We start from the raw sequence: 15,361 nt of genomic DNA, 5'->3' as shown, positions 1-15,361 counted from the left end.
GGGGCGAGAGGAGATCAGAAGATGTCCTTGAAGTCGTCGATGTTCGTCTCGTCGTAGACGAACGGATCAGCCATCGCGCCCTCGTTGTTGTCATCGAGGGTGAGTGTGCCCATGCGGCCCATCGGGATTTCAGCGCCCGGCTCGGCCGTGGCCTGCTCGGTGGCGAGCTGATAAGCGAGCATGGTCGCAGAGTAGCCCAGGTCGATCGGGTTCCAGATCGCAAACGACTTGGAAGCGCCCGACTCGATGGCGCCCGCCATCTCCGAGGGCAGGCCCAGGCCGGTGACGTTCACTTCGCCCACCTTGCCGGCATCTTCGACGGCGCGCGCGGCGGCCACGATGCCAACGGAGGTCGGCGCGATGATCGCGTCGAGGTCCGGATAAGTCTGCATCAGGCCGGTGGCCTCGCGATAGGACTTGTCGGCCAGGTCGTCGCCGTAGACGGTGCCCACTACCTCAATGCCGGGGTAGTTGCCCATCACCTTGTTCATCTCTTCGATCCAGATGTTCTGGTTCGTCGAGGTCGTCGTGGCCGACAGCACCGCGACCTCGCCGCCGTCCGGCAGCTCATCGGCAGCAAGCTTGATGATCATATTGCCGATCAGCGAATTGGAAGACGGGTTGAGGTGCAGCATCCTGCCCTCGGGCGCGACGCCAGAGTCCCAGGAGATCACCTTGATGCCCCGCTGCATCGCCTTCTTGAGCGCCGGAACCAGCGCGTCGGTGTCGTTCGCCGACACGGCGATGGCGTCAACCTGCTGGGCGATAAGCGAGTTGATCACCTCGATCTGCCCCTCGGCCGTGGTGTCGGTCGGCCCAGTGTAGATGACCTCGACGTTTCCGAGCTCTTCCGCGGCCTCTTCGGCACCTTCAGCAGCAGCTTCGAAGAACCCGATGCCGAGTGCTTTAACCACCAGGGCGATGCGGACGTTGTCGTCCTGCGCCTGGGCCACACCACCCGCCAACATGAGCGCCGCAGCCGCTGCGCCACCGAACATTCTCCTCGTCATACTCATGATAAAACCTCCCTGGCTGAGTATCCGTTTGAACGCGAAGTCTTTCAGCTTGCGTCCGTTTTCCGCGCGGCCCCCGTTTGGGCCACGATCACCCGGACCTCAGCCGCTTCGAGCATCGAAGCGACCCGATCCGAAATGCCTTCGTCGGTGATGACGACGTCGATCCGCTCGAGACCGCAGAGCACGAGGCTGGAGCGGTTCTCGAATTTGGAGCTGTCGACAAGCACGACGAGCTCGTCTGCCTGCCCGATCAGCTTTTCCTCGGCCTGTATGAGCAGAGGATCGTTCTCCATCAGCCCCATCGGGCCCACCCCGTAGGCGCCCATGAACATGCGCTTGGCATAGTAGTGTCGCGTCATGTCGTTCTCGAACGGGCTCAGGATGATGTTCTGTTCGCGGTAGAGCGCGCCTCCGGGCACCATGACGGTGTTCTTGGTGTGCTTGAGCAGGTGCTCGGCGATCGGAAAGCTGTTGGTCATCACCTGCACCCGCCGATTGGCGAGGTGGTGAACCATCTGGAACGTCGTGGTGCCACCGTTGATGATGATCGGGTCGCCGTCGTCGCATAGGGCGACCGCCTCGCGCGCGATCACCTGCTTCTCTTCGGCATTGATCGCCTGGTTCACGGCAAAGGGCCGGCCGGCCAGTCCCGGCAGGGGCGGCGGCGTGAGGGCCTCGGCTCCGCCACGCACCCGGCGCAGGCGCTTCTGCTTATCGAGGGTCGAGATGTCACGCCGGATCGTAGCCTCGGAGGTTTCCGTCAATGCGACGAGCTCGCCCACCGTGACAATGGGGCGCTCCTGAACCGCAGACAGGATAAGCCGGTGGCGTTCCGTTTCGTGCATTGAAGTCCTCCCGTTCCCAACAGCATGCCTGATTCTGATCACGGGTCAATCAAAAGTTTTCATAAACGATCATGTTGCGCCGCAGCATGATCGTTTATGATCGGTTTTGGTTGACTTGGGCTTAGCTTTCTCGCAGGGTTTGGCCAATGGCTCAGGCTGCCTATCGCGGCTTTCACGGGAGGAACATCATGCTGACGCGCGCCGAAAACCGGCTGGAAAACCTTTGGGACGACGCAAAATCCGATGCGATGAGCGAGTCCGAGAAACTGCTCTACCGCTCGAACCTCCTGGGCTCTGACAAGCGAATCACGAACTACGGCGGCGGCAACACGTCGGCCAAAGTGATGGAAACCGATCCGCTCACCGGGGATCAGGTCGAGGTGCTCTGGGTGAAGGGCTCCGGCGGCGATGTCGGGTCGATCAAGATGGACGGCTTCGCAACGCTCTACATGGACAAGCTCAACGCGCTGAAGGGCCTGTATCGCGGCGTTGAGTATGAAGACGAGATGGTTGGCTACCTTCCACATTGCACCTTCAACCTGAACCCACGAGCCGCCTCCATCGACACGCCGCTGCACGCCTACGTGCCCAGAAAACACGTTGATCACATGCACCCGGATGCGATCATCGCGATTGCTGCTTCGAAAAACTCCAAAGAGCTGACACAGGAAGTGTTCGGCGCCGAGATCGGCTGGCTACCGTGGAAGAAGCCGGGCTACGAGCTGGGCCTCTGGCTCGAGGATTTCTGCAAGAAGAACCCCGAAGCGAAAGGCGTCGTTCTGGAAAGCCACGGGCTCTTCACCTGGGCGGACGATGCCAAGGAATGCTACGAGCTGACCATCGCGATCATCCAGAAAGCGATGGACTGGTTCGCGGACAAGACCGCTGGTCAGGACGCTTTTGGCGGGGCGGTCCATGAAAGCCTCGCCCCTGAGGCACGCCGCGCCGTTGCCGCGCGCCTGATGCCTGCGATCCGCGGCTTCGTGTCCGGCAACCAGCACATGGTCGGCCACTTCGAGGACAGCGACACGGTGCTGGAATTCGTCAATGCGCGCGACATGGAGCCGTTGGCCGCGCTCGGCACCTCTTGCCCCGACCATTTCCTGCGGACGAAAATCCGCCCCCTTGTGGTGAATTTCGACCCCGCGAAGAACAACCTCGACGAGGTGCTCGAGGGGCTGCCCGACCAGATCGCCGCCTACCGCGAGGATTACGCAGCCTACTACGAGCGCTGCAAACGCGACGACAGCCCGGCGATCCGCGACCCGAATGCGGTCGTCTACCTTGTCCCCGGCGTCGGTATGATCACCTTCGCCAAGGACAAGGCCACCGCCCGGATCTCGGGCGAGTTCTACGTGAACGCCATCAACGTGATGCGCGGCGCCTCTGCTGTGTCCGAATATGTGGGTCTTCCCGAGCAGGAAGCCTTCGACATCGAATATTGGCTCCTCGAAGAGGCGAAGTTACAGCGCATGCCCAAGCCCAAGTCACTGGCCGGGCGCGTCGCATTGGTCACCGGCGGCGCAGGCGGGATCGGCGCGGCCACTGCCGAACGCTACTTGTCCGAAGGCGCCTGCGTGATGCTTGCAGACATAAATGAGGAGAGCCTCGAAGCGACGAAGGAAAACCTCGTCCAGCGCTACGGGCGCGACGTGGTGCGCACGGTGAAGATGAACGTCACCGAGGAAATCGACGTCGCGGCATCTTATGCAGATGTGTCGGTCGAGTTCGGCGGAATCGACATCCTAGTGTCCAACGCCGGCATAGCTTCCTCCGCGCCGGTCGAGGAGACCTCGCTCGATCTCTGGCAAAAGAACATGGACATTCTGTCCACGGGATATTTCCTCGTCTCGCGCGAAGCCTTCAAGGTAATGCGCGTGCAGGGGATAGGCGGCTCCGTCGTATTTGTGGCGTCGAAGAACGGCCTCGCCGCCAGCCCGAACGCGTCGGCCTACTGCACGGCAAAAGCTTCCGAGATTCACCTCGCCCGCTGTCTCGCCCTTGAGGGGGCCGATGTCGGCATCCGTGTGAATGTGGTGAACCCGGACGCGGTGCTGCGCGGTTCGAAGATCTGGGAGGGCGAATGGCTCGATCAGCGCGCTTCGACCTACGGGACCGACAAGGAGGGGCTGGAAGAGATGTATCGCAACCGCTCCTTGCTCAAGCGCTCGGTCTTGCCTGAGGACATCGCAGAAGCGGCCTACTTTTTCGCCGCCGATACGTCGGCCAAATCCACGGGGAACATCGTGAACGTGGATGCTGGCAACAAGGAAGCCTTCACGCGCTGACAGATCGGGGCGGTGCGCCGCCCCATTTGCGGAGCGGAGGACCCATGCGACTGTCACAATGCCATAATTTCCACGACTTCAGGCGGCTCGCAAAGCGCCGCCTGCCATCGCCCATCTTCAACTACATCGACGGCGGCGCCGATGACGAGGTGACGATGCGGCGCAACTCCGCGGCGTTCGACGCGGTCGACCTTGTGCCGCACGTGCTGCGCGGGACCAAGGACGTGGACCTGTCGGTCGAGATCATGGGACAAAAGCTGGCCCTGCCCTTCTACCTGTCGCCCACCGCGCTCCAGCGCCTTTTTCACCACGACGGGGAACGCGCGGTCGCGGCGGCCGCGGCGAAATACGGCACGATGTTCGGCGTCTCGTCGCTGGGCACGACCAGCCTTGAGGTGCTACGGCGCACACACGATACGCCGCAGGTCTACCAGTTCTACTTCCACAAGGACCGTGGCCTGAACCGCGCGATGATGCAGCGCGCGAAGGAGGCGGGCGTCGACGTGATGATGCTCACCGTCGACAGCATGACCGGCGGCAACCGCGAACGCGACAAGCGCACCGGCTTCTCGATCCCCTTCAAGCTGACGCTCGCCGGCATGGCGCAATTCGCGATGAAGCCGGCCTGGGGTATCAACTACGTCACGCACGAGAAATTTTCCCTTCCCCAGCTCGGCGACCATGTCGACATGGGCGGCGGCACCATGTCCATCGGGCGCTATTTTACCGAGATGCTGGACCCCACGATGAACTGGGACGACCTCGCCGAGATGATCGAGCTCTGGGACGGCAAGTTTTGCCTCAAAGGTGTCATTCATCCCGGCGACGCGGCCCGCGCGGCCGAACTGGGCTGCGATGCGGTGGTCCTGTCGAACCACGCCGGGCGGCAGCTCGACGGATCGCTTGCCCCGTTCGATGCGCTCGGCGGCATCGTGGACCGAGTGGGCGACAAGCTCGACGTGATGATGGACAGCGGCATCCAGCGCGGCACCCACATCGTCAAGTCGCTCGCGATGGGCGCGAAGGCGGTGGGCATCGGGCGCGGCTACCTGTTCCCGCTCGCCGTCGCCGGGCAGGCCGGGGTCGAACGGATGGTTGGTCTACTCAAGGACGAAGTCGAACGCGACATGCGCCTCATGGGCGCGGCGACGGTGTCGGACCTGACCCGCGACATGTTGCGACCAAGATAAACGCCGGATCGCCGGCAGGGAGGAAGAATGAGCTATCAATCCGCCAAAGACGCGTTCGCCGAATGGGGCGTCGACACCGAAGCCGCGATGGAGGCGCTGGCCCGAATCCCGATCTCGGTGCATTGCTGGCAGGGCGATGATGTGGTGGGGTTCGAGGGCCAGAGCGGCGCGTCCGGCGGCGGGATCCAGGCCACCGGCAACCACCCCGGCCGCGCGCGCACCCCAGACGAATTGCGTGCCGATCTAGAGTTCGCCTATTCGATGATCCCCGGCAAGCATCGACTGAACCTCCATGCCTTCTACATGGACACGGAGGAGACGCCGGACCGCGACGAGATCGAATACCGTCATTTCGCGCCTTGGGTCGACTGGGCCCGCGAACAGGGCATCGGGCTCGACTTCAACCCGACGTTCTTCGCCCACGCCAAGGCCGACGACAACCTTACGCTGTCGCATCCCGACAAGGGCGTCCGCGAATTCTGGATCGAGCACGGCAAACGGTCGCGCGAGATCGCCGCGAAGATGGGCAAGGAACTCGGCACGGCGGCTGTGAACAACATCTGGGTGCCGGACGGTTCGAAGGACATCCCGGTCGACCGCATGGCCGCTCGACAGCGGCTCGAAGCTTCACTTGACCAGATGTTGGCGCCCGCCCATGACGCGGCGCATCTGCGCGACGCGGTGGAGAGCAAGCTCTTCGGGATCGGGGTCGAGGCGATGACCGTCGGCAGCCACGAATTCTACCTGGGCTACGCGATCCGCAAGGGGACGCTTCTTTGCCTCGACATGGGGCATTTCCACCCGACCGAGAACATCGCCGACAAGTTGTCCTCCGTTGCGCTGTCGGTGGACGAACTGCTCTTGCACGTGAGCCGGCCGATGCGCTGGGATTCCGACCACGTGATCCTCTTGGACGACGCGATCCGGGGCATGGCGCAGGAGCTGGTCTTCGCCGACCTGCTGGGGCGCACGCATATCGGGCTCGACTTCTTCGACGCCACGATCAGCCGCACCGCGGCCTGGGTCATCGGCGTGCGCAACATGCAGAAGGCCTTGCTAGAGGCGCTCCTCATACCACAGGCGCGGTTGAAAGAAGCTGAGGCGGCGCTGGACTTCACCACGCGCTTCATGCTGACCGAAGAACTGAAGGACATGCCCTTCAGCACGGTCTGGGCCGAGTTCTGCGCGCGTAACGAGCGGCCTTGTGGCAAGCGACTGATTGATGAATTGGCGGGATATCAGGCACGAGTTGCCGACCGGGGAATGTAGAGAAACCGGCAGAAAGGGCGCTTCCTTTGTGCACTTGTCCTCATCGGTGTGATGTCGGATTTCGGGCGGGAATGGCAACTTGTCTGTCGTGTCCGCGCTGTTGGAACCGGGCCAGGAATGGCTGGCTCGACACGCCCCGCCGGGTCCCTTCAATACTGCATAGTAGGATTCGAGGTAGTGGCGCGCGCATGCGACCAACACGCCGAAAGGTTTACATAGGGTTTACATAGCACCGATAATGGGTTGCCTACGTAAACCCTCGGGATGCTCGGACCAGCCCATATTCACCCTTTGTTCTCGCCCAGGGTTTACCTAAAGTTTACATAAAGTTGACAGATCCGGACCCAAAACCACGTTTTTCGGCGATCTATGTAAACCCTGCGACCACAAAACCTCAACAAAACAGGCTTCTGAGCAGAAGCGCGCCGCAGACAGGGTTTACATAAACCGACGCTCACACAGAAACGCGCATCAGAGCAGACCAGCGCATCACCAGCTACAACCGATACATAAAAGATAGCGGACAGCACTCAGCGAAGAGCACATCGAGCCCTAGAGCACACGCAATATGACAGGTGACGACCACTAAGGATGAACCGCATCGAGCATGCCAAGTTGAGTCACGCATGTCCGAGTGACGAGGCAGGTGCGGAAATGTCACGGAAGGTCGGTATTGCTGCCCGATGCCGTGTTGATGATCTAGCTAGACAGCTGTGCAGGTAGGTAGCTGCGGACCCAGATCCGACGGACAGTTGATGATCTAGCAGGCTGCTTCGCCGGTGAGAGCGATCATTGCCGAGGAGGTTAGAATCGCAACGCTCTTGATCGCCAGAATCCGGCCGACACCACCAATGTTCCTATCCACCTGCAGCTCTTCGGCATGCCGAACCTGCGGCGGTCCTCACCAATGGGTCGATATGTCGTTGTCAGCGTTATGGTATGCGGTCGGCCACCGGTGCCGCAGCGCGTTCAAAATGCGCCTTTCTCAAGCATCGACCCCCTAGGCATTCACGCACTCGCTCGACCCTGTGGATGCCTAAGGGGGATCGGATAGGCATTCACGCACTTCCTCGTCGAAGTTGCTATATACCTAACTAGCTACATCAAACACTTAACTACTAGGTCTATGCAGGTCATGAGGAAAGAAACTGAAAAGCAGGAACGCTTCGGGAAGCACTCACTGAAGAGAGCGGTCGGGTATGTCCGGGTGTCGACAGCGCAGCAGGGCAAGAACGGCATGAGTCTGGAGCTCCAGAAGGAAGCAATTTCGACTTACACCTCCCGTGCAGGATATGACCTAATCGAGATTTTCGAGGATGTGTCCTCCGGTAAGGGCGACACTAGCTTCTATAAGCGGAAAGGCCTCAAAGCAGCCCTTGCACTTGCGAAAGCGCAGGATGCGATTCTTGTCGTGTGGGACTGGAGCAGGTTGTCGCGGAGCAGCGGGATCGAGAAACAGATCATCGCCTCGTTCGGTGATATCTCCAGGGTCGTAAGCGCTAAAGAAAAGAACACTCTGAGTGAGGCATCTGAAGCAGCAGCGCATGTCCACAATGAGCGCTTCGCAGAGGAACTGTCCAAGCGCACGAAGGCAGGCATGGCCAAGAAACGCGAACAGGGTATGACCTTCGGCAACAGCGAAATCAAAACGGTGGCGCAGCCGCTCGGCTCGGCTGCGAACGCGGCAGCGGCAGACCGGCTTGTCCGCGAGATCGCAGCTGTGCTCCGTGCGCATGAAGATCCGTTCGGATGTTACCTCAGGGATGTCGTTGAGGTCTTGAAGCAGAAAGGACTGCGCACCCGGCGGAACAAAGAGTGGACCGTTGAGCGCGCTCGGCCTCTCGTAAAAAAGGCTCGGCAGCTTCTCAAAAAAGAAACGGCCGACACGTCTGATGGTGACATTAGCTATGCCGACGATGAGAGGTATGGGGCCTTCTGAGAGCAATCGAACGCAAAGCTTCTCTCTCTCGCGGCCCGAGATGCTGCGGCGAGTCGAAGTCCTAGATTTTTTGGATGTGTGCGAGGAGGATCGGTTCTGGTGCCGGCAGCACGCTCGGCACCAAACCTCCCATGACCGTTTTTCCCATGAGGTGTGGCGGAGCCCAGTTGTATTGGTGCCATCCGCACGCCAGAAATGATTCGAAAAAAAATGTATAGGTGGCGGAAGTGACAAGGCAGCACGGGCACCCAGTGTTCATCGCGCCGGACTGCAGTGAAGGCGTGTCCCTTACAAAAAGTGGCGAATTCAATGAGGAGCAGCTTCAACAACTGGTCCACGATTACCCTGAAGCACTTCCCATCAACGAAATCGACGCCGCCTTCGAGGGTGTGATTTCGGTCTGTCGCGAGTTGAATACGCCCGCCGGCCCGATCGACAACTTCCTCATCACGCCTTCAGGTCTTCCGGTCATCGTTGAGTGCAAATTGTGGCGCAACCCTCAAGCACGCCGTGAGGTGGTGGGCCAGGTGCTCGATTATGCGAAAGAGCTCGCACGCTGGTCGTCGGCTGATATCGAGCGTGAAGCTGCCCGGCGCGGCGTGCCCTCGATCATCGACCTTGTTCGTATGCGACACCCCGAGGTCGATGAGGCTGACTTCCACGACACGCTGACCACGTCGCTCGAGCGGGGTCGGTGCCTGCTGCTCATCCTAGGCGATGGCATTCGAGGCGGCGTTGAAGCCATCTTTGAACATCTCCATGACCAAGGTGCGCTGCAATTCTCCTTTGGTCTGGTCGAGATGCCGATCTACGACGTTCCCGGCGGCGGACAGCTCGCCCTGCCGCGTGTCTTAGCACGAGCGCCGATTGAAGTGCGGCGCGTTGTAGAATTGCCCGATGGGCTTAGTTTCGCAGAAGTAGATGAAGAGGACGACATCGAGGTTGAAGAAGGGAAGTCACTGCGGCGAAAGGCACGGCGCGAAGACCGTCAACGGTTCTGGCGGGACTTCTTGGATGTTCTCAAACTTGATGATCCGAGCCAACCGATCCCGACTGCTTTGCGACGCGGACACATTACCTTCTCTCTACCGGACACCGACCGAACGGCGTGGCTGACGGTATATCGCGTATTGAAAAATGGAGAGGTGGGCGTTTTCCTAAGTTTTCGACAGGGCAGTATCGGTGAGCGTGCGGTTGAATTGATGATGGATGACGATGGAGTTGCTCTGATCGACGCACTCGGGGGAACCGCTCGTCACAATGTCGGCCGCAAAGGAGAGCCGCCCATTGATAATCGCGCTTTTGGCGACCTGTCCGACGCTGCGATACGCGCCGAAGCCCTGGCATGGCTTGCCGACCGCACGAACACCTTCATCAACGTCTTGCGCCCGGCCATCCGGTCCGCCGTCGCTGACATCGAAGAAGCCGACGGATAGCGAGAGCGATTAGACATCGCACCAGCCCTTCGGCGTGATGACGCCGCAGAGACTCTCTGCGCGCGCTCAGGGGCACCTTCGTGTTTTTGGAGTCCTGGGGGCCCGAAATGACTTGGACGCACTCAGCGGGCAGCACAGCGCCCCTGAGAGCATGGCGAGATCTTGGGGTGCCGCGATTGCGCTGCGGGGGGGCACCCCTGCGGCTCATCACCATTGTCAGATGTAGCCGTGCCGTTCTGTTGGGATGATCACCGAACGACCAGGTCGATCTCGCTCGCGCCACCACCAGTTTTCTGGATCTGAAGCTGAACCGGGATTCGGTCCTTCATCGCCTGGACGTGGCTGATGACGCCGATCGTGCGGCCCTCGGCTTGAAGGCGCTCCAGCGCGTCGATCGCTAGATCCAGGCTGTCGGAGTCCAGCGAGCCGAACCCCTCGTCGATGAAGAGTGTTCCAGCGAGCACGCCGCGGGTGCCCATGCCGGACAGGGCGAGGGCAAGCGCGAGCGACACGAGGAAGCGTTCGCCGCCAGACAAGAGCCGCGTCGGGCGCACATCGTCCGCCATGTCCCGATCGATGATGTGCAGCGCAAGGTCGCTTGCCGCCACCTTGAGCTGGTAGCGTGGTTTCAGGTCGTCGAGGTGCAGGTTGGCGCGCTCTACGAGCAGGGCGAGGGTGACGGCCTGGGCGATCTGCGCAAAGCGGTCGCCCTTCGCGGAGCCCACGGCGTCATTCACCGCCGCCCAGGTCTCGGCGCTCTTGCGCGCGGCCTCGATCTCGGCCTCCAGACCGGCGAGGGCCTTGGCCGCCACGGTGTCGGCTTCGAGCTTCTGGGCAAGCCCGCCCAGCGTCTCTCCGCGGCTCTGGATCTCGGTGTCCATTGTCAACTTTGCTGTTTCGAGCTCGGCCTTCGACGTGTCTGGCAGGCCCTTGGACTTCAGCGCCGCGAATTCGTTGTCACGTTCCTGCATGGCACCTTGCGCGGCCGCGCGTTCAGTGTCGGCTGACCGGAGCGCCTGACGCCGCGCCTCGACGGCCGCGGTCTCAGTGGCGTGAAGCGCAAGCAGGTGCGCTTCCGCGATCCCGGCGGCCTCGCAGGCAGCCGTGAGCGCCGCTTCGGCGTCCGTGACACGGGCCGCCGCGCCGGTTTGTGCCTTGTCTGCTGCTGCCAGCGTGCTCGCCAAGGCGGTCTCGGCACGGGCAGAGTTGTCCAATGCCTCGCGCGCGTCATCAAGAGCCGCCTGCGCCGTCGTGCGCGCGGTGTTGTGGCAGGTCCGGTGGGGGCCGGTCTCCTCGCCGCCCAGCATCTCGGCACGGTCGGCTCGAAGCCGCTCCAGCGTCTCGCACCGGCTGCGCTCCGTCGCCTCGGCCCGCTCTCGCGCGATCCTCGCGCCCGAGACGTCCGCCTGAGCCTTGGCGAGACTTGTGGACAAATCTGCCAGCGATTTCCGGGTGGCTTCAATCGTGTTACGCGCGGCGTCGAGCGTCATGAACGTTGCGCGCAGGTCGTCGAGCGTGGCATCCGGCCCAAAGGCCTCGGCGCGTATCTCGGTCGGCTCCAGCAGCGGGGCCAGCCTGCGATCAATCTCTGCAATCGTGCCATGCGCCGTATCTCTGGCCTGCTCGAGCCGCGCGATCTCCCGCTCCTTCGTCGTGAGCACCTCCGCAATTTCGCGGATCTTGTCCTCACCCTCGGTGATCCGCGCCTTGGCCGCGTCGATCGCGGCGTCAGCCTCCCGGTGCGTCCGGTCGAGCGCGGCAAGCCGGTCGCGGTCGGCCTCAAGCCCTTCGCGCCACCCCGCAAGGCGCGCCGTCAGAGCGTCGAACCGGGCGTCCTCTGCGCGCGGCCCCTCCGGCAGCTCGCCTGCCAGCGGGCCATCCTCGAGAGGCTTCGACGCCCGTGCAAAGCTCGCCTCGGCTTCGGCGACCTGTGACATCAGATCGGGCGCGCGCTCGGTCTCGGCCTTGATCGTCGTCTCGGCGGCCTCGATCCGCAGGGCCGCCTGTGTGGCCATGGTCTCGGACTTGTCGCCCCGGTCCTGTGCCTCGGTCAGACGGTTTCGCAAATCCTCGGCAAGCGCCGCGATCTCACCATCCGCCATGACCGGGTGCGCCGTGGCACCACAGACCGGGCAGGGGGTGCCTTCGACAAGGTGCTGGCGCAGGTGCTCGGCCTCACGCGAGGCCGCAGCGCTCGCGGCCTCTGACGGCTGGCGCAGGGCCTGCACCAGTTCCAGCGCGGTCTTCTGCTCGGCGCGCGCTTCGTCCAGAACCTGTTTCTGTTCGGAATAGGCTTTCTGCGCCGCCCCAAGCCGGTCCTGACTGTCCGCCAATGCCCGATCCGCAAGCCGCATGTCATTCGCGGCGGCGCGCAGCGTTCGCAGGTCCGCCTCGGCCTGCGCGAGCCGTTCAAGACGCGCACCCGGTGCCGCCTCGGTCAGCCGCTTGCGTTCGTCCCCGATGGCTTCCTGCGCCGTTCGCGCCGCGTCGATCTCACCACGCGCGGTCTTGGCGCCATACTCAAGAGCCTGCCGCTTTTCTCGGTCCGCTGTGATGGTAGCCGACAAACGCGCGGCTTCGGCATCTGACGTCTTGGCCAACCGGGCCTGTTCAATGCGCGCGCCAAGGCGTTCCTCGATCAGGCTCCGGTTCGCCAGCAGAACTTCATGACCCCTGACCGCAGCCAGAACCCGTTCGGCTTCCTCCACCGCGTCCTTCAGCGCAGCCTCGTCGGCAACAAGCGCCGTGAGCGCCTCCTGCGTGCCTGTCTCGACCCCGCGCGCTTCAGTCAGCGCATCCACCGCCTTGGTGTGTTCGCCCACGGCACCGGCTACCCGTTCGTCAAGCGCAGAGGCCTGATCCCAGATCGGCGCGAAAGCCTTGAACACGCGCTCCGCCTCGTCCCGTGCGGCTTTCGCGGCGTCGAACCGCGTCTGCGCCTCAAGAACCAGCACCTTTTGGGTCGCATGCTCTGCCGTGATCCGGGCATGATCCTCCCGCGCCGTGTCCAGCGCCCGCTTTGCCTCCGCGCGCTCGCGCACCTCGCCGCGCAGGGCTTGGGTCCGGTCCCAGTCATCCAGCCAGACCCGGTCATCTGTGAGCGCGGCGTGCGCCCGATCGGCGGCGTCCACCCGTGCTTTCGCCTTGTCGAGGCTGGCCTCGGCAGCCTCGACCGCTGCATATTGGGCGAGGTCCTTGCGAACCGCCTCGAGCGCCGTCACCGCAGCGGCCTGTTCGGCGCGCAGCGTGGTGATCGTGTCGGTAATCTCCGTCCGCTCGTCCGGCGACAGCAACTGGTGTTCTCCGCGCCGGGTCTCGAGCGTGTCGAGCGTGCCCACAGCTTCGCGGTTCCGCTCGAACACCCGGCGCGAGATGTCGCGGTAGATTCCGGTGCCGGTGACCTTTTCAAGAATCGCCGCGCGCTCCTGCGTCTTGGCGTCCAGAAAGGCAGCAAAGTCCCCCTGCGCCAGCAGAACGGTGCGGCGGAACTCGTCATAGTTCAGGCCCGTTAGCTCCACCACCCTCTCGCTCACGCGCGAGATCTGGGTTTCCAACATCTGCCCATCGGCAGCGCGCGCAAGACTGCGTTCAACGGCCTGAAGGCGCCCGTCGATCCGGTCGCGCGCCCGGCGGGCCTGCCACCCGGCGACATAGATTTCCCCGTCGGCGGCGCGGAACGTGACCTCGGCGAACCCCGACGCCACGCCCCGGCGCAGCACCATGCGCGCGTCGGTCGACCGCAACTCCTGGCCCCCGATATCGGCTACCCCCTCGGACGTGCCGTCGCCCGACAAGCGGGGGCAATTGCCGTAAAGCGCGAGGCACAGGGCGTCGAGCAGGCTCGACTTCCCCGCGCCGGTTTCGCCCGTGATGGCAAAGAGCCCGGCGGTGGCAAGCGGCGGCACGTCGAGCCGGATTTCGAACGGTTTGGCGAGACTCGCGATGTTCTCGCCGCGGATCGACAGGATCTGCATGCGCTCAGACCTCCCCGACCGCGTCGCGGAACGCCGCGAGGTGGCGGGCTTCTGGTGCAAAGCCGTTCTGGGTCTCGAACGCGGCACTGAACAAGGTCTCGGGGTCGGTGTCGGACAGCGGGACGGCAGGAGGCGTCGCACCCGCTTCTGCCTTGGCTTCGGGCCGGTGAATGCGCACGCCAGCGGTCCGCACCGGCGCTTCGCGCAAGAGGGCCTCTGCCTTGCCCAGCACCACAGTCGGGGCATCCTCGGCAACGAGTTCGACGTAGACCAACGGGCGTAGGTCTTCGGGCGCATCGGTCTCGATCCCGGCCAGAGCGTCTTCGAGACCGGCGAGGTCGGTGATCCCCGTCTCCGGCAGGCGCAGCACCGGGGCTGGCCAGGGGATCTCCCGATGGGTGGCGGTGATGGTCCGTCCGTCGATGTCGAGAATGGTGGCGCCGTGGCGATACCGGATTTCAGAAGCCGACAGCGGGAAGCAACTTCCGGAGTAGCGCACCCTCCCGCCTGCAAGACCCTGGGGCCCGTGCAGGTGACCAAGCGCCACGTAGTCGAGCCGCTCCGGGAAGATGTCGGGCGGCACCGCATGCGCGCCACCGATCAAGATCCGCCGCTCGGCCCCTTCGCTCTCCAGCCCGCCGGCGCAATGAAGGTGGCCCGTCGCGATCAGGGGAAGGGCGCCGACCTTCGCAGCAGCGGCGTCGGTTAGCTCGGCGTGGAACCGCCGCGCCGCCTCGATGATCGACAGGTCCTGATCGTCGGCCGAGAAACTGATCCCGGTCAGGTCGGCGGCGCGCAGGAACGGGATGGCCAACACAAACGCGGCAGGCTCCCCATCCAGGCCTGGCACAGGCACCAGATGCGCGTCGACATCAACCGCGCCGTTCCTGCGCCGCACCGTGCCGATGGTGTGGATGTCGAACGCCTCGATGAGATCACCCGGCGCCTCGAGCCTGAGCGCCGGGTCGTGGTTTCCGCCCGAAATCACCACGGTCAGATTAGGCCGCCGCTGTTTGAACCCGGCCAGGGCCCGATAGAACAGACGCTGGCTTTCGCCCGACGGGTTGGTGGTGTCGAAGACATCACCTGCTACGAGCAGTAGGTCGATCTCCTCGGTCTCGAGGAGTTCAGCGAGCGCATTCAGAAACACCTCGTGCTCCGCCTCGCGCGACCAGCCGTTCAGGGTCTGACCGATGTGCCAATCTGCGGTGTGTAGGGCGCGCATTGGTAAGATCCAACTTCGTGATTTCAAATGGCTTGGTCTTTTTAGACCGTAACAGGACGGGATCGAACACCCCCTTCTGCTGCCAGTAGGTGCCAGCCGAATCTGCTTTGGAACGAATCGCATTACGTGCCGACCTGCTTCTCTGCGAGATCAGCGTTTGGTCCTGTATCTCATTGTGC

Annotated in this window: 9 protein-coding genes; 5 read left to right on the top strand and 4 right to left on the bottom strand. The window is 63.1% G+C overall.

The features are described from left to right. Nucleotides 1-14: 14 nt before the first annotated feature. Both rhaS and HOY44_RS09590 read right to left on the bottom strand, forming a co-directional pair. The gene (gene rhaS, locus HOY44_RS09595) at nt 15-1,016 is read right to left on the bottom strand and encodes a rhamnose ABC transporter substrate-binding protein (protein WP_040884664.1); all 1,002 of its coding nucleotides are present in this window, start codon (nt 1,014-1,016) and stop codon (nt 15-17) included. A 44-nt stretch (nt 1,017-1,060) separates the two neighbouring features. Next, nucleotides 1,061-1,861: a DeoR/GlpR family DNA-binding transcription regulator gene (locus tag HOY44_RS09590; protein WP_287434508.1), complete on the bottom strand. Its 801-nt coding sequence runs from the start codon at nt 1,859-1,861 to the stop codon at nt 1,061-1,063. A 188-nt stretch (nt 1,862-2,049) separates the two neighbouring features. Here HOY44_RS09590 and HOY44_RS09585 point away from each other — a divergent pair, with 188 nt between their 5' ends. From HOY44_RS09585 to HOY44_RS09565, 5 genes are all read left to right on the top strand, one after another. Next, on the top strand, nt 2,050-4,149 hold the full coding sequence (locus HOY44_RS09585) for a bifunctional rhamnulose-1-phosphate aldolase/short-chain dehydrogenase (RefSeq protein ID WP_287434507.1): 2,100 nt from the start codon (nt 2,050-2,052) through the stop codon (nt 4,147-4,149). Nucleotides 4,150-4,193: 44 nt separating this feature from the next. Then, entirely contained in the window at nt 4,194-5,339 is a 1,146-nt protein-coding gene (locus HOY44_RS09580; protein WP_287434506.1) for an alpha-hydroxy acid oxidase, read from the top strand. A 27-nt stretch (nt 5,340-5,366) separates the two neighbouring features. Further along, nucleotides 5,367-6,608, top strand: a complete 1,242-nt coding sequence (locus HOY44_RS09575) for an L-rhamnose isomerase (protein WP_287434505.1) — start codon at nt 5,367-5,369, stop codon at nt 6,606-6,608. 1,135 nt (nt 6,609-7,743) lie between these two features. Continuing rightward, nucleotides 7,744-8,547 (top strand): recombinase family protein, encoded by an 804-nt coding sequence (locus tag HOY44_RS09570; protein WP_287434504.1) that lies wholly within the window; start codon nt 7,744-7,746, stop codon nt 8,545-8,547. Nucleotides 8,548-8,798: 251 nt separating this feature from the next. Then, nucleotides 8,799-9,983 carry a hypothetical protein gene (locus HOY44_RS09565; protein ID WP_287434503.1) on the top strand — a complete coding sequence of 395 codons (1,185 nt, stop codon included), beginning with the start codon at nt 8,799-8,801 and terminating at the stop codon, nt 9,981-9,983. A gap of 248 nt (nt 9,984-10,231) precedes the next feature. On the opposite strand, the gene HOY44_RS09560 is transcribed toward HOY44_RS09565, so the two are convergent. Together HOY44_RS09560 and HOY44_RS09555 are read right to left on the bottom strand one after the other, a co-directional pair. Then, nucleotides 10,232-13,957 (bottom strand): AAA family ATPase, encoded by a 3,726-nt coding sequence (locus tag HOY44_RS09560; protein WP_287434502.1) that lies wholly within the window; start codon nt 13,955-13,957, stop codon nt 10,232-10,234. 4 nt (nt 13,958-13,961) lie between these two features. Further along, a complete protein-coding gene (locus HOY44_RS09555) occupies nt 13,962-15,182 on the bottom strand; it encodes an exonuclease SbcCD subunit D (RefSeq protein WP_287434501.1) in 1,221 nt (406 codons plus the stop codon). Between the last annotated feature and the right edge of the window lie 179 nt (nt 15,183-15,361).

This window comes from Maritimibacter sp., assembly GCF_016774595.1.
GTDB classification, from domain to species: Bacteria; Pseudomonadota; Alphaproteobacteria; order Rhodobacterales; family Rhodobacteraceae; genus Maritimibacter; species Maritimibacter alkaliphilus.
This window is presented reverse-complemented; position numbering and strand designations above follow the sequence as displayed.